This window comes from Mesorhizobium sp. WSM4840 (assembly GCF_055811755.1).
This window is the reverse complement of sequence record NZ_JBVVQD010000005.1, coordinates 60029-75957: the sequence shown is the minus strand read 5'-3', so window position 1 is coordinate 75957 and position 15929 is coordinate 60029. Positions and strand designations below refer to the sequence as shown.

Annotated in this window: 12 protein-coding genes and 1 pseudogene; 12 read left to right on the top strand and 1 reads right to left on the bottom strand. The window is 62.4% G+C overall.

The genetic code is table 11. The features are described from left to right. Positions 1-165 precede the first annotated feature (165 nt). The 8 genes and pseudogenes from AC0L3I_RS09405 to AC0L3I_RS09370 all read left to right on the top strand — a co-directional run bounded on the left by AC0L3I_RS09405 (position 166) and on the right by AC0L3I_RS09370 (position 9608). Positions 166-1116 (top strand): ABC transporter permease, encoded by a 951-nt coding sequence (locus AC0L3I_RS09405; RefSeq protein ID WP_123145911.1) that lies wholly within the window; start codon positions 166-168, stop codon positions 1114-1116. A gap of 35 nt (positions 1117-1151) precedes the next feature. Next, positions 1152-2030: an ABC transporter permease gene (locus tag AC0L3I_RS09400; protein ID WP_123145912.1), complete on the top strand. Its 879-nt coding sequence runs from the start codon at positions 1152-1154 to the stop codon at positions 2028-2030. A gap of 57 nt (positions 2031-2087) precedes the next feature. After that, positions 2088-3398, top strand: coding sequence for an NAD(P)/FAD-dependent oxidoreductase (locus tag AC0L3I_RS09395; protein ID WP_473526729.1), 1311 nt, complete (start codon positions 2088-2090; stop codon positions 3396-3398). A gap of 64 nt (positions 3399-3462) precedes the next feature. Beyond that, on the top strand, positions 3463-4890 hold the full coding sequence (thrC, locus tag AC0L3I_RS09390) for a threonine synthase (RefSeq protein ID WP_473526728.1): 1428 nt from the start codon (positions 3463-3465) through the stop codon (positions 4888-4890). Positions 4891-4923: 33 nt separating this feature from the next. Beyond that, positions 4924-5868, top strand: coding sequence for a homoserine kinase (locus tag AC0L3I_RS09385; protein WP_473526727.1), 945 nt, complete (start codon positions 4924-4926; stop codon positions 5866-5868). A gap of 38 nt (positions 5869-5906) precedes the next feature. Beyond that, positions 5907-7094 (top strand): glycine C-acetyltransferase, encoded by a 1188-nt coding sequence (locus AC0L3I_RS09380; protein ID WP_473526813.1) that lies wholly within the window; start codon positions 5907-5909, stop codon positions 7092-7094. Next, positions 7094-8096: pseudogene (gene tdh / locus AC0L3I_RS09375) on the top strand (L-threonine 3-dehydrogenase). Before AC0L3I_RS09380 ends, tdh begins: the two are co-directional and overlap by 1 nt. A 204-nt stretch (positions 8097-8300) precedes the next feature. Next, the gene (locus AC0L3I_RS09370) at positions 8301-9608 is read left to right on the top strand and encodes an NAD(P)/FAD-dependent oxidoreductase (protein ID WP_473526726.1); all 1308 of its coding nucleotides are present in this window, start codon (positions 8301-8303) and stop codon (positions 9606-9608) included. A gap of 162 nt (positions 9609-9770) precedes the next feature. Here the strand turns inward: AC0L3I_RS09370 and AC0L3I_RS09365 are convergent, their stop codons facing one another. Next, positions 9771-10709, bottom strand: a complete 939-nt coding sequence (locus tag AC0L3I_RS09365) for an ornithine cyclodeaminase family protein (RefSeq protein WP_473526725.1) — start codon at positions 10707-10709, stop codon at positions 9771-9773. A 304-nt stretch (positions 10710-11013) separates the two neighbouring features. Here AC0L3I_RS09365 and AC0L3I_RS09360 point away from each other — a divergent pair, with 304 nt between their 5' ends. The 4 genes from AC0L3I_RS09360 to AC0L3I_RS09345 all read left to right on the top strand — a co-directional run bounded on the left by AC0L3I_RS09360 (position 11014) and on the right by AC0L3I_RS09345 (position 15856). Next, the gene (locus AC0L3I_RS09360; RefSeq protein ID WP_123145917.1) at positions 11014-11880 is read left to right on the top strand and encodes a GNAT family N-acetyltransferase; all 867 of its coding nucleotides are present in this window, start codon (positions 11014-11016) and stop codon (positions 11878-11880) included. A gap of 19 nt (positions 11881-11899) precedes the next feature. Continuing rightward, complete coding sequence (locus AC0L3I_RS09355) at positions 11900-13069, top strand: alanine racemase (RefSeq protein ID WP_473526724.1); 1170 nt, start codon at positions 11900-11902, stop codon at positions 13067-13069. Between the two features lie 61 nt (positions 13070-13130). Then, on the top strand, positions 13131-14405 hold the full coding sequence (locus tag AC0L3I_RS09350; RefSeq protein ID WP_473526723.1) for an NAD(P)/FAD-dependent oxidoreductase: 1275 nt from the start codon (positions 13131-13133) through the stop codon (positions 14403-14405). Continuing rightward, entirely contained in the window at positions 14402-15856 is a 1455-nt protein-coding gene (locus AC0L3I_RS09345; RefSeq protein ID WP_473526722.1) for an aldehyde dehydrogenase family protein, read from the top strand. The genes AC0L3I_RS09350 and AC0L3I_RS09345 overlap by 4 nt, the downstream gene beginning before the upstream one ends. The last annotated feature ends 73 nt before the right edge of the window (positions 15857-15929 follow it).

The following is a 15929-nucleotide window of genomic DNA, read 5'->3' as shown; positions in this document are numbered from 1 at the left end:
ACACCCCCCCCCCCCCCCCTCCCGGCCCCCCCCCCCCCCCCCCCCCCCCCACCACAAAAAACACTCTTTTTTTTCCCCCCCCCCCCCCAAAAAACCCCCCCCCCCCCCCCCCCCCCCCCCCCCCCCGCCAGTCATCAGCGCTGTCTTGAAAGAGGAGAGAGATGAATGCGTGGCTTCCTGCTCAACCGGCTCTCACAGAGCCTCATCCTGCTCCTGATCGTCTCGGTCATCGGGTTCCTCGTCCTGAACCTGCTGCCGGGGGGGCCGCTGGCGCAATTCGGGCTCGATCCGAGCATGACGCAGGACGATCTCGATCGCCTGAAAGAGCAATTGGGGCTGAACCGTCCGCTTTTGGTGCAATATTTCGACTGGGCCTGGCGGCTTCTCCAGGGCGACTGGGGACACTCCTTCCGCGACGGCGCGCCTGTGCTGGCAGTGATTGGCCGGCACGTCCTTGCGACGCTGCTGCTGATGGGTACGTCCACCGCGATTGCGATCGCGATCGGCACCTGGATCGGCATTCGTGGCGCCACGCACCGCTATTCGCTGTTCGACCATATGGCGACGGTCGGAGCCATGGTCGCGCTATCGATCCCGACCTTCTGGTTCGGGCTCGTCGGCATCTACATCTTCTCCCTACAGCTGGGCTGGCTGCCTGCAGGCAACATGTACACGATCGGCGACGGTTCGGTCCTGAACTACCTGCATCACCTGATCCTGCCAAGCATCGTGCTGTCGCTGGTGCATGTCGCGATCTGGAGCCGCTACATGCGCACCGCGACGCTCGACGCCATCAGCCAGGATTTTGTCAAGACCGCCCGCGCCAAGGGCCTGAGCGAGCGCCGAGTCATAATGAAGCACGTCGTCGGCAATGCGCTTTTGCCGATGATCACACTGGCCGGGGTCCAGCTTCCCAGCATCCTGACCGGCGCGCTGGTGACGGAGACAGTGTTTACCTGGCCGGGGATGGGTCGACTGTTCCTGGACAGCCTCGGCTACAGCGACTACCCGGTCGTGATGGGACTGCTGATGTTCTCAGCCATCCTCGTCATTCTCGGCAACCTGATCGCAGACATCGTGGTGGCGATCGTCGACCCGCGTATTCGTCTGGGTTGAGCGCGTAACCTCACGCCCAACAGGAGGCACCCGAAATGACCGCTCTCGCCGCAAATGCAGAACCAAGCCGCTGGTGGCGCAGCCGCACCGTGCGCCGGTTCACGAGCCATCACCTGGCGTTGCTGGGGGTGGCGATGATCACCGTTCTCACGCTGGCATGCGTGTTCGGCCCTCATCTCCTGCCCTATGATTCCCTATACATCGATTTGCGCGCCCGCTTTTCACCGCCGCTGACCGGCGACCACTATCTCGGGACCGATCCTTTGGGGCGGGACGTGGCGGCGCGACTGTTCATGGCGGGGAGGACCTCACTGCTGGTGGCTTTCTCTGCCATGCTGCTGTCGACGCTTATCGGAACGTTCGTCGGCGTGATCGCGGGCTACCGCGGCGGCTGGATCGGCGCAGCGCTGATGCGCACGGTCGACGGCTTCCTGTCATTCCCCTCCATCTTCCTGCTGCTGGCCTTGGCCGCGGCACTGAAGCCAAGCCCGGCCATGGTCACCGTGATCGTCGCTGTCACCAGCTGGATGGAGGTAGCCCGAATTGTCGAGGCCGAGGTGCGGTCATTGCGCGAGCGCGAGTTTGTGCTGGCCGGGCGCATGCTGGGACTGAGCGGCACGCACATCATGTTCCGCGAAATCCTTCCAAACGCCATGGGTCCGATCATCGTGGCCGCTACCCTGACAGTGGCGCGCGCGATCCTGCTGGAAGCCTATATCAGTTTCCTGGGTTATGGCATTCAGCCGCCGCTACCCAGCTGGGGCAACATGCTCGAGGGCGCCCAGCAGTATCTGGACAGTGCGCCCTGGCTGGCGATCATTCCCGGGGCCGCCATCACCATGGCCGTGACAAGTTTCAATTTCATCGGCGACGGGCTGCGTGATGCGCTCGACGTGCGAGACGACCGTGTCTGATCTGTCGACAAATGCGGCCCAATTCCGATCCCGAAAACCCAGTGAGAAGTGACTCACATGCACGAGCCGAAAGTCGCCGACAAGAACACACCGTACTGGTGGGAAGCGGCGCCCGTCATGCCGCTGCCGCCGCAGCCCCTGGCCAGGAAGGTCGATGTGGCGATCGTCGGCGCCGGCTACGCCGGCCTTTCGGCCGGGCTTGCGCTGGCGCGCGAGGGGCGTTCGGTTGCAGCTTTTGATGCAATGAATCCGGGCGAGGGTGCTTCAACGCGCAATGGCGGAATTACCAGCGGGAGTATCCGGCTGGACTACGCCACGATCACCCGGCGCTTCGGCGAAGAAAAAGCCATGGCGATCGAGGCCGAGGGCAAGGTCGCGCGCGAATTCCTTTACGACTTCATCAAGTCGGAAAAGCTCGACTGCGACTTTCAACTGGTTGGCCTGTTCAAGGGCGCCATCGGATATGAACAGTACGAGAAGATGGCCCGCGGCGCCGAGGCGTTGGCGAGGAAACTGGGGATCGAATCTTACGCTGTTCCATATGCAAAGCAGCGCAACTACGTCGGCACCGACTTCTATCGCGGCGGCATGGTGCGTATGGACATCGGTGGGCTGCACCCGGCCAAATTCCACGCCGAGCTCCTGCGGGTGGCGCTCGCTTCGGGACTGGCGGTGCATTCGAACACGCCCGTGACCTCAATTGAAAGGGATAGCTCCGGGTTCCGCGTCGCGACTTCGGCCGGAACGGTGCAGGCGCGGCAGGTGCTGGTCTGCACAAATGGCTACACGGATGGCGCCAGTCCCTTCCTGCGCCGTCGGCTGGTTCCGGTTCGCAGCCGGATCATTGCCACCGAGGAACTCGCGCCTGAGGTGATGGCGCGCCTGATGCCGAAGCGGATGATGATGGGCGAGGGCCGCGAGCTTGGCTTCTATTACCGCCCTTCGCCGGACGGCAGACGCATCCTGCTCGGCGGGCGCGACAGCTCGCGTGCAGGCGATCCGGCAGCCCCGACGCTCCGTCTGCGCAACGGGCTGGTCGAACTTTTCCCTGAACTGGAAAATGTTCGACTTTCGCACAGCTGGTTCGGCAATGTGGCGATGCACCGTGACATGCTGCCCAGGATCTTCGAGAAGGATAGCGTGGTCTATGCCACCGGATTCTGCGGTTCGGGCGTGGTCTGGGCGCCATGGGTCGGCACACGTGCGGCTCACAAGCTGATGGGACATAGCGATCGGGCGCGCACCGCATTCGATTTCCGACCGCCTGCGGCGATCCCGCTCTATCGCGGCAATCCGTGGTTCATCCCGGCCGTTATCAAGGCCTACGCCCTGCAGGACCGTATCGCCTGGTGGCGCGCCAGCCGCTGAAGGCCGAAGGGTGGCGATCTCTCGACCCTTGCCGAACGATAGCGGCGACAAGGAACAGCATCACATGCACTACATCTCCACGCGCGGCCATCCCGAACGCAGGAAGTTCTGCGAGATTCTGCTTGAAGGTCTTGCCCCGGATGGCGGCCTCTATGTGCCCGAGGTCTACCCTCGGCTGGATGATGCCACGCTGGATCGGTGGCGCGGCTTGTCCTACCCAGTGCTCGCCTTTGAAATCCTGTCGCTCTACATCGACGATATTCCGCCCGCTGACCTGAAGGCCATCTGTGCAAAGACCTACAAGCCCGAGGTTTTTGGGACCGCCAGGATCGCGCCCGTGCGAACGCTTGAGAGCGGTCTCCATGTGGCGGAACTGTCGAACGGTCCCACCCTGGCGTTCAAGGACATGGCGATGCAGTTGCTCGGCAATCTGCTCGAGTATGAACTGGCGCGGCGGGGTGTGGAGCTGAATATCCTCGGGGCAACCAGTGGCGACACAGGCAGCGCGGCGGAATATGCCATGCGCGGCAAGAAGGGCATTCGCGTCTTCATGATGTCGCCCCACGGACGCATGAGCGCCTTTCAGCAAGCCCAGATGTTCAGCCTGCAGGACGACAACATTCAGAACATTGCCATCGAAGGGGTGTTCGACGATTGCCAAGACATCGTGAAAGCCGTGTCCGGCGATGCTGACTTCAAGAGGCGCCACCGGATCGGCGCCGTCAATTCGATCAACTGGGCCCGGCTGGTCGCTCAGGTGGTGTATTACTTCTCTGCCTATTTTCAGGTGACTGAAGAGAATTCGTCAGAGGTCGACTTCGCCGTTCCCTCGGGCAATTTCGGCAACGTCTGCGCCGGTCATGTTGCGCGTATGATGGGACTTCCCATTTCCCGTCTCGTCATTGCGACCAACGAGAACGACGTGCTCGATGAGTTTTTCCGCACCGGGGTGTATCGCGTGCGGGGCCGGGCGGATACCTATGAAACCTCGAGCCCATCCATGGACATTTCCAAGGCCTCCAATCTCGAGCGTTTCGTGTTCGACTTGCTCGGTCGCGACGCCAGCCGGACGAGATCGCTGTTCGACGATCAACTGCGCGAAAACGGGTCGTTCGATCTCAGCGGGGATCCGGCCTTCGGGAGGGCGGCGGACCATTTTGGTTTCCGCAGCGGGAAGAGCACCCACGCCGACCGGTTGGAGACGATTCGTGGCGCGTGGCACCGCTTCAACGCGGTGATCGATCCACACACTGCAGACGGCGTGAAGGTCGCGCGCCAGCATTCGGTTTCGGATGTGCCGATGATCGTGCTCGAGACGGCCCTGCCGGTCAAATTTGCGGAGACCATCAGAGAGGCCCTGGGCCGAGAGCCAGTTCCTCCGCAACGGTTCGATGGCATAGAGGGTTTGCCGAGACGGTTCAAACTGCTTCCCGCTGATGCACAGACCGTGAAGACCTACATCGCCGAAGCCCTGCAGGCTGCGGTCTGCTGAAAGGCTGCTTCCACGACCGGGACCTTTTTAGCCATGGCCGTATATACCGAGCTGTCACCTAACGAAGTCGCAACCTTCTTTCAGGCTCTGGGCCTGGGACAGCCGAATTCCGTTCGCGGCAGCGCGAGCGGAATTGAGAACACGAACTACTTTGTGGATACCGAGGCAGGCGAATATGTGCTGACCCTGTTCGAGCGGCTCACGTTCGAGCAATTGCCCTTCTACCTTCACCTGATGAAGCACCTTGCGGCGCGGCGAATGCCGGTCCCGGATCCGGTTGCCAACGTGAGAGGCGAAATCCTTCACACGCTGAAAGGCCGGCCTGCCGTGATCGTCAACAGGCTTCCTGGCGAGAGCGTGACGGCGTCGACAGAGTCGCATTGTCGCGCTGTCGGGGAGATCCTGGCGCGAATGCACGTGACCGGGAGCGACTACCCACGGCGACAGGCCAATCCGCGGGGCCTCGAATGGTGGAACGAGGTGGTGCCGGTGGTCGGCCGCAGCATATCTGAGGGACAGCGCTCGCTGCTCACAAGCGAACTGGCCTTTCAGAACCAAATTGCTGTGTCCTCCACCTACGAGCGACTCCCCAGGGGGCCGGTGCACGCTGATCTCTTTCGTGACAACGTATTGTTTGAAGATGGTCACCTGACCGGCGTCTTCGATTTCTACTTCGCCGGATGCGACACCTTTTTGTTTGATATTGCCGTGTGCCTCAATGACTGGTGCTTCGATAGTGGCACCGGCCGCCAAGACACTAAGCAAGTTGCCGCCTTTCTCGGCGCGTATGAGTCAGTTCGCGCGCTCACTGGACCCGAACGCTTATTGCTTCCTGCGATGCAGCGCGCTGGAGCATTTCGTTTTTGGATATCGCGTCTCTGGGATCTGTACCAGCCCCGGGAAGCTGCGCTCCTCAAAGCACACGATCCAAGCCACTTCGAGCGCATGTTGCGCGTGCTCCGGGGAGAAATCGCATGAGCAACACCGCGAAGATCACCAATGGAAGTGGAAGCACGATGGCACCGACTCTCAAAGACCACGTTCACGAGCTGCTTTCGCAGATCGAGACGGAGGGCCTGTACAAGCGCGAGCGCGTCATCACCTCGCCCCAGTCGTCCGAGATCGAGGTTGGCGGTCGCAAGCTGCTCAATTTCTGCGCCAACAACTATCTCGGCCTCGCCGACAGCGCCGAATTGCGCGACGCGGCCAAGCAGGCGCTTGACCGCTACGGGTACGGCATGGCGTCGGTGCGTTTCATCTGCGGCACGCAGGAAGAGCACAAGCAGCTCGAGGCGACGATTTCTGGCTTCCTCGGCATGGAGGATACGATCCTCTACGGCTCCTGCTTCGATGCCAATGGCGGCCTGTTCGAGACGCTGCTCGGTGAGGAGGATGCGGTCATCTCCGACGCGCTGAACCACGCTTCGATCATCGACGGTGTTCGGCTATCGAAGGCGAAGCGCTTCCGCTATGCCAACAATGACATGGCCGATCTGGAAGCACGGCTGAAGGAGGCAATGAATTGCCGTTTTCGGCTAATCGCCACCGATGGCGTATTTTCCATGGACGGCATCATAGCCAATCTGAAGGGCGTCTGCGATCTCGCCGAGAAATACGATGCGATGGTGATGGTGGACGACAGCCATGCAGTCGGCTTCGTCGGCGAGCACGGCCGCGGCACGCCGGAATATTGCGGCGTCGAGGGCCGGGTCCATATTCTCACCGGCACGCTCGGCAAGGCGCTAGGGGGTGCCTCGGGTGGCTACACGGCGGCGAGCGGGCCGGTGGTCGAATGGCTGCGCCAACGCTCGAGGCCCTATCTATTTTCCAACACGCTGATGCCTGCGATCGCCGGGGCCTCGCTGAAGGTGCTGGATATGATCGAGCAGGGCGGCGGCTTGCGTCGCCGGCTCTACGACAACGCCTCGCGCTTCCGCGCCAACATGGAAAAAGCGGGCTTCACGCTGGCCGGAGCCGACCACCCGATCATTCCTGTGATGATCGGCGATGCCGCGCTGGCTTCGCAAATGGCCGACATGCTGCTTGAGCGCGGCATCTACGTGATCGGCTTTTCCTTCCCCGTCGTGCCCAAGGGCCAGGCCCGCATCAGGACGCAGATGTCGGCCGCCCATTCGGCCGCCGATATCGACCGGACAGTGGCTGCGTTCGGTGAGGTGGGTCGCGAACTTGGAGTGATTGGCTGATGTCCAACATGATGCGCGCACTCGTTAAATCTCGCGCCGAGCCGGGCATCTGGATGGAAGAAGTGCCGGTGCCGGAAATCGGCCCCAACGACGTTCTGATCAAAGCATATCTACAATTGGGACCAGTGGGCGCAGAAGACCGTGCCGGTGCCGATGGTGACCGGCCACGAATTCGTCGGCACGGTCGCCGACTTCGGCGCGGCGGTCACCGAATACAAGATCGGCCAGCGTGTTTCGGGCGAAGGCCACATCGTCTGCGGCCACTGCCGCAATTGCCGGGCGGGCAGGGGGCATCTGTGCCGCAACACGCTTGGCGTCGGCGTCAACCGGCCGGGCGCCTTCGGTGAATATCTGGCGATCCCGCAGCACAACGTCGTGCCGATCCCCGATGACGTGCCCGACGAGATCGCCGCAATCTTCGATCCCTTGGGCAATGCGGTTCACACCGCATTGTCCTTTGATCTCGTCGGCGAGGACGTGCTGGTCACCGGCGCCGGGCCGATCGGCATCATGGCTGCACTCGTCGCTCAATGCGTCGGCGCGCGAAAAGTTGTCATCACCGACATCAACCCGGTGCGGCTGGCGCTGGCGAAAAAGCTCCGCGTTCAGCATGTGGTCGACGCGTCGAAGGAAAAGCTGCGCGATATCATGCCGGCGCTCGGCATGACCGAAGGTTTTGACGTCGGCCTCGAAATGTCGGGTGCCGCACCCGCCTTCCGCGACATGATCGACGCCATGAACAATGGCGGCAAGATTGCCATTTTAGGCATCGCGCCGACCGGCTTCGAGATCGACTGGAACAAGGTCATCTTCAAGATGCTGCATCTCAAGGGCATTTATGGCCGCGAGATGTTCGAGACCTGGTACAAGATGATCGCACTGGTGCAGGGCCCGCTCGATGTCAGCGGCCTAATCACCCACCGCATCGGCATTGACGACTTTCAGACTGGGTTCGACGCAATGCGCAGCGGCAATTCGGGCAAGGTGGTGATGAACTGGTGAGGGCGGCCTTGGGGCTGGACTACAGGGCTCGCCATTCGCGGCGTGAACGCGCGGGAACAGCGCGATTTTTGAGTTCGTGAGGGCGATGATGACGCTTCTTTATCATTCAGGGCTATCGAATCCAGGACTTGATTGCCATCTGGCGCCTCTGACATCGGGTAGTCGTGTTGAGAGGCATCCCTCAACGAAACCGGGCAAGCAGGAATGAAGACTCAAATAGTCGTCGTTGGCGGTGGGGCTGGAGGTCTTGGACTCGTGCGCCGGCTCGGAGCACGGCTCGGCCGCAAGGATTTCGATATCATTCTTGTGGAGCGTAACCACACCCATGTCTGGAAGCCGCTCCTCCATGAGGTTGCGGCCGGATCACTGGACGCAAATCTTGACGAAGTGGGCTACCGCGGCCACGGGCACCGTTGGGGCTACCGCTTCTTCTACGGGTCGCTGGAGGCCATCGATCGCACCGCGCGGCAGGTCACAGTGGCGCCGATATTCGACGATGACGGGTCGGAACTGGTTGGTCGACATCGGCTCCGATACGACTACCTCGTTATCGCAATCGGGTCGGTTTCAAACGACTTCGGTACTCCCGGAGTCAAGGATCATTGTCTTTTCCTCGAAGACCGTCATCAAGCGGATCGCTTTCGATTGAAGTTGTTGAATCATTGTCTTCGAGTTTCCAGGACAATGTCAGCTGATCCAACCGACGACGCGTTTGTTGATATAGCTATCGTAGGTGGCGGTGCGACAGGCGTTGAACTCGCTGCTGAACTCTACAATGCTGCATCATCTCTTAGACACTATGGCCTGGAAGTCTTCGACGAGACCCGGCTGAGGGTCACATTGATAGAGGCCGGGCCGCGGATTCTTCCGGCTCTCCCAGATGCTTTAGCAAAAGCCGCGCATCAGGAACTTGAGGCCCTCGGCGTCCGGGTGCTCGCAAACACAGCTGTATCGGACGCAACGGAAACGGGATTGAGGTGCGCTACCGGGGAGCAGATACACGCCAATATTTGCGTGTGGGCTGCAGGAGTGCAGGGGGCAAATATTCTAGGAGAGCTCGACGGACTTGAGGTGGCGCGTAGCAGGCAACTTGTCGTCCTTCCCACCCTCCAAACGAGCCGGGACGAGCGCATCTTCGCCATAGGCGATTGCTGCTTTTTCAAGCCAGAGGGGGCGGGCGGCCCGGTGCCACCACGAGCTCAGGCTGCCCACCAGATGGCATCGACCGCTTATCGCAACATTCTTCACTTGATTGCTGGGGAAACGCCGGAAGCATTTGTCTATCGGGACAAGGGCTCGTTAGTGTCGTTGAGCCGGTTTTCCACCGTCGGTAGCTTAATGGGAAACCTCGTCGGAGGGCGGATGGCGATCGAGGGGCGGCTGGCCAGGATGATCTACGTGTCTTTGTACCGCATGCACTTGGTGGCCATACATGGCTGGGTCAAAGGCTTGACTCTTATTCTGGTCGGCCATGCCAACCGGGTTGTCCGTCCGCGTCTTAAATTGCATTGACGTTGGTTATGCGCCTGGCAGGCTCGGACACGCGACCGAAGGATGCCGCTGAGGTCTGCATTGCACTCGCCTGAGCGACGCCCGAGTGGTCTTGCCGCATGCCGCCATCGTTAACGGTGGTGCGTGGTACAGCAGCGCTGCGGGCTAGTCTGGCACGCTAGATCAGCGGTGGGACGCCTTTGCGCGGATCAGCGCGCCGGCCATGTAGAGGTCCTGTAGGGAGATGCCGGAACTGTCGAAGACCGTGATTTCGTTGTCGAAGCGGCGTCCGGGCGCGCGCTTTTCAATGACGTCGCCGATTGGTGTTACCGCAAGCACCCCAGCGTCGATCTCGTCGCGCAAATGTTGGAACTCGCCGATCTGGACGGACTGGGAGAGCAGATCACAAAACAGACGTGCCCTGGGAAATAAGTCGCTCGGCAATTCGCGCTTGCCCGGAGCATCCGACCCCATGCTGACGATATGAGTTCCGGGTCCCACCCAAGCGGCATCAAACAGCGGTTCGCGTGAGGGTGTCGCCGTCACCACGATGTCGGCCGCGCGCACGGCTTCTTCGGGCAAGGCTGCGCGCGCCTCCAGGCCCGATTCGCCGATCTGGTCGATAAGAGCGTCGCGGCGCGGCGAAGGCCGGGCCACGACCAGCACGGTTTCGATTGGGCGGATGCGTGCCAGCGCCATCACTTCGAAGCCCGCCTGGTTGCCGGCGCCGAATATCGCCAGAACCTTGGCTTGCTTGCTCGCAAGAAGATCGGCCGCAACCGCGTCGGCGGCGGCCGTCCTGTAGGCGTTGACCTTGCCGGCCTCGATTACGGCGCCGAGCCGACCTGTATGCTGATCGAGCAGCACGATGGTGGAGTTGTGGCGGGGAAGGCCACGTGCCGGGTTGCCCGACCAGAAGGAACCAATTTTCACTCCAGTCAGGTCGTCCGACGAACCGGATTTGATTGAGAAGGTATTGGTCGCCTCCTGTGTGCGCCCGAGAACAGCGGGAAAGACGAAGCTCTGCGGCGATGCTGCCGCCACGAGAGCCTCCCGCGCCGCCTCGAAGGCAAGTTCATGCGTGACGAGGGCGGCTGACTCCTCTTCGCTGATGTAGATCATCCACAATTCCTTCTGAGCATCAAGCGTTTCATCGCTGGGGAATGTTGCGGCTAAGCCATTGCTGAGGCTGGGATCACGTCCATTGTGAATCGCGCGGACGCCGATCGCGGGGCAGCCACGAAGGGCGATTCAAGGTGCCAGATATTCCTCGCCCGATTTGCGCCATATGGCATGCCGACGGACGGCTCAAAACGAATGATCCCGCTGAATTCAAAGGTCAAAACAGCAGCGAAAACTGTCCGCCTGGCGCGACTCTAAGGTCCGACTTCAATCTGACTTTGGATCAAGCGACAGCGTTGCACTTATGGCCGTTGATCATGACAGGGATATCGTCAGCGCCCCGACCGAGCTGATGAAATTCGAGACCCGCCATGTGCCGGGCGCGCTGAAGCTGTCGCAGGAGATGGGCTGGCCTTATCGCCAGGAGGACTGGGAATTTGCCGTGACGGTCGGCAATGGCCTGGTCCTCGAGCGGGCGGGACAGGTGATCGGCACTGCCATGTCCTGGAATTACGGACAGGCCTATGCCACTGCCGGGATGATCATAGTCACTGGCTCCGCGCAAGGCGGTGGCAACGGCTCCCGGCTTTTTGACGGGTTGCTTCAGGCCACGGACGGGCGCAACGTGCTGCTCAATTCGACGGAAGAGGGGCTCGCGCTCTACAAGCGACGCGGCTTCAATGCCTGGGGCACGGTGCTTCAGCACCAGGGCTCGCTGACCGTTGCCGTGACGCAGAGTACCCGCGATGGCATCCGTCAGGCGACGGTCCCAGACCTCGCGGCGATCCAGGCCTTCGACGAACGGGCCACAGGCATGCCCCGGCCGTCGATGGTGGCTGGCCTCGCTGATGCGGGCAATGTTTTGGTCATCGAACGCGCGGGGCGTATTGCAGGCTACGCCATCGCCAGGCGGTTCGGCCGCGGCTACGTGGTCGGCCCTGTTGCAGCCGAAAGCGCCCAAGACGCGCGACTCCTGATCCTGGCCCAGCTTGCGACGCTTCACGGCCAATTCGTGCGCATCGACGTCTATGCCGAACACGGATTGGGCGACTGGCTGGATAGCCTGGGCCTCGCGCGCGTCGGTGCTGCGATCGCGATGGTCAAGGGGCGACGGCCCGTCTCCGACGGGACGGCCCGCATGTATGCCGTGGCAAATCAGTCGTTCGGTTAAGGAATGAGGTAGGGGAGCGATGGATACGAGTGTAAAGACACGTGAAGCGGCCCAAACGATCGACGCCCTCATCACCCCGTCGCTGCTTCTGGACCGGGGACGGCTCGAGCGCAATATCCAGCGTCTGGCCGAGCATGCCAGAAAGCTTGGCGTGGTGCTGCGCCCGCATATGAAGACGGCCAAAAGCATCGACGTCACCCGGTACGTGTTCCCCGGCGAACCCGGTCCGATCACGGTCTCGACCATCGCCGAGGCGGAGTATTTCGCCGGCCACGGCTTTCGAGACATGACTTATGCGGTCGGCATGTCGCCGGCTTCGGCCGTCCGCGCCATGGAGCTTTGTCGCCGTACCGGCGCTGATGTGAAGCTGTTGCTCGATTCCGTGGAGCAGGCCGACGCCCTTGCCGGTGTACGCGAGGACACCGGCGTGACGCCGTCCGTCTTCATCGAACTGGACTGCGATGACCATCGCGGTGGATTGAAGCCGGACGATCCCAAGCTGCTCGAGGTGGCCAACAGGGTCGTCGCAGCAGGCGCCAACCTGGTCGGCGTCCTCGCCCATGCCGGCGAGTCCTATGGCTTGAGCACGGCCGATGCGCTGGTCAAGGCAGCCGAGGACGAGCGTTCGGCCACCGTGCGCGCCGCCGAAACTTTGCGCGCTCACGGCCATGCCTGCCCGATCGTCAGCCTAGGCTCCACGCCGACGGCGCACTTCGCCGAGAACCTCGAAGGCGTCACGGAGCTGCGCGCCGGGGTCTACATGTTCTTTGACCTCGTCCAGCACGGGGTAGGGGTCTGCGGTCTCGACGATATCGCGATTTCCGTGTTGGCCACGGTGATCGGGTCCAAGCCGGAAAAGGGATGGGTGCTGGTCGACGCGGGGTGGATGGCGCTTTCGCGCGACCGGGGAACCGCAAACCAGCAGATCGACCAAGGTTACGGCGTGGTCTGCGACGAAAAGGGGCGGGTGCTTGAAGATGTGATCGTGGCGCAGGCCAGCCAGGAACACGGTATCCTCGCCATTCGTGCTGGTTCTGGAAAGTCCATGCCCGATTTGCCGCTCGGGGCTCGGGTCCGGATTCTGCCCAACCATGCCTGCGCGATGGCCGCCCAGCATCACTTCTACGCCGTCGTCAACGGGGACAGTCCCAGGATCGAAGCGCGTTGGGAGCGGATCCGCGGATGGTAGGGGCTCCAATCGCAACGCTTTGCATGGCGCCCATGCAAACTGACGCACTGGTGGTGCAACTATGAAGCTTACATCTTATTGGCTGGACACCTCTCAGCCGTTCAATGAGGGCACGTCCAAACCGCTCGAAGGCCACTACGACGTGGCGGTTGTGGGCGGCGGCTTGACTGGATCCTCCGCGGCGCTGGCCCTCGCCAAGAAGGGCGCCCGGGTTGCACTGTTGGAGGCCGAAACGATCGGCAACGCCGCATCCGGCCGCAATGGCGGCATGTGCAACAACGGTTTTGCCCAGAACTATGCCATCATGGCCGGCAAGCACGGCAAGCCGGCCGCAAACGCGCTCTACAAGGCCTTCGACGCTGGCGTCGACATGGTCGAGCGGCTGGTGCAGGAAGAACGGATCGACTGCAGCTTCGCCCGTGTCGGCAAGCTCAAGCTTGCGGCCAAGCCTGAGCACTACGACATGCTGGCGCGCAGCCAGGAACTCTTGGCGGCCAATGTCGATCCCGGAACCAGGATGATCGCGCGCGCCGACCTGCTAACCGAAGTCGGCACCAACCGCTACTATGGTGGGCTGCTGTTTCCCAAGAGCGCCAGCATGCATGTCGGCCGGTTCGTCCGGGGTCTGGCGACCGCCGCGGCACGGCGTGGTGCCGAGGTCCATGAACGGGCTCCCGTCATCGCGATGCGCAAGGTCGCCGCCGGGCATGAAGTAGAGACCCCGCGCGGCAAGATCGTCGCGCGTCAGGTCCTGCTGGCGAGCGGCATTTCCCAGGTTGGTCCGCTCGGATGGATACGCCGTCGCATCGTGCCGGTCGGCGCCTTCTTGATTGTGACGGAACCGCTGTCGCCTTCGCAACTCGAGCGCCTCATGCCGACCCGACGCAATGTCGTCGACACGCGCAACCTCGTTGTCTACTGGCGGCTCACGCCGGACAATCGCATGCTGTTCGGCGGGCGAGCGCGGTTTGCGGTGTCCAATCCTCAATCCGACGAAAAGAGCGGCCGCATCCTGAAAGCGGCGATGGTCGAAGTCTATCCGGAACTGGCCAGCACCCGGGTCGATTACTGCTGGGGCGGCATGGTAGATATGACCCGCGATCGCCTGCCGCGCGCCGGAGAGCGCGACGGCATCTACTACTCAATGGGCTATAGCGGACACGGCACCCAGATGTCGACGCTGATGGGCAGCATCATGGCCGAGGTCATGGACGGGCGCCCCGATCTGAACCCCTGGAAGGATTTCGACTGGCCGGCGATCCCTGGATACTTCGGGCGTCCCTGGTTCCTGCCGATCCTCGGTGCCTATTACCGCATGAAGGACCTCGTGACATGACCACGCCCCTTGAACACCTGTTCCGCAACGGCCGCCTGGGCAGGTTCTTCATCGACGGCGAATGGCGCGAGCCGCGGGGGACCGCCACGGGCGTCGTGGTCAATCCGGCCACGGAAGAGGTTGTGGCCCCGTTTCCGCTCGGAAACAGCGAGGACGTGGACGCGGCCGTCTCGGCGGCCCGCCGGGCATTCACCACCTGGAGCCGTACCAAGCCGGAACACCGCGCGGGTCTGCTTGATCGCCTGCAGGCGCTGCTCGAAGCGCGCAACGAACTGCTTGCGCAATGCTTGAGCCTCGAAATGGGCGCGGCGATCGGATATGCGCGCACCGCGCAGGTGCCGCTCGCGATCGCCCATGTGAGGGTCGCTCGCGATGTCCTGACAGCCTTCCCCTTCGTCGAGCAGCGCGGCCACACCGCCGTCACCCACGAACCGATCGGTGTCTGCGCCCTGATCACGCCTTGGAACTGGCCACTCTACCAGATCACCGCCAAGGTTGCGCCGGCGCTCGCCGCAGGCTGCACGGTCGTGCTGAAGCCAAGCGAGCTCTCTCCTCTGGACGCCCTGCTGTTCGCCGAGGCTATTGAGGAAGCCGGCTTCCCTGCCGGTGCCTTCAACCTCGTCAATGGTGACGGCCCAGGCGTGGGTATGGGTCTCGCCTCCCACACGGATGTCGACATGATCTCCATTACCGGCTCCACCCGTGCCGGCATCGCGGTGGCCCAGGCCGCCGCGCCGACGGTCAAGCGCGTCGCGCAGGAGCTCGGCGGCAAGTCGCCGAACGTGATCCTGCCCGACGCCGATCTCGATCGCGCCGTTTCGCTGGGCATAGCCGCCGCCTTCCGCAATCTCGGCCAGTCATGCAGTGCGCCGACGCGCATGATCGTGCCGCGCGCGCTGATTTCCGAGATCGAGTCAATTGCCCGGCGGGCCGCGGATGAGATCGTCGTCGGCGATCCTCTTTCGGAGGCCACCACCCACGGAGCAATCGCCAATCGTGCTCAGTTCGACCGGATCCAAACAATGATCGGCGTCGGCGTTTCGGAAGGCGCAAAACTTCTCACCGGCGGACTTGGCCGTCCGGACGGCCTAGATGTCGGGCTCTATGTGAAGCCGACCATCTTTTCCGACGTGCGCACGGGCATGCGCATCGCTCAGGAGGAGGTCTTCGGGCCGGTCCTTTGCATTATCCCCTACGACACAGTCGACGAGGCCGTCACCATCGCCAATGACACCATCTATGGCCTCGGGGCCCATGTGCAGGGCAGGGATATGGACGTCGCCAAGTACGTCGCGTCGCGGATTCGCGCCGGTCAAGTGCATCTCAACTACCCGGCGTGGGATCCACACGCGCCATTTGGTGGTTTCAAGCAATCCGGAAACGGACGCGAATACGGCCTCGAGGGCATGTTGGAGTATCTCGAGGTCAAGTCCATCCTCGGTTATTTCTAGGCGACATCTTCGCCATGTGCAGAGGGCGCAGGTGGCGCCATCTATGCCAGTGGGCCGGGCGGATCGTTAACCA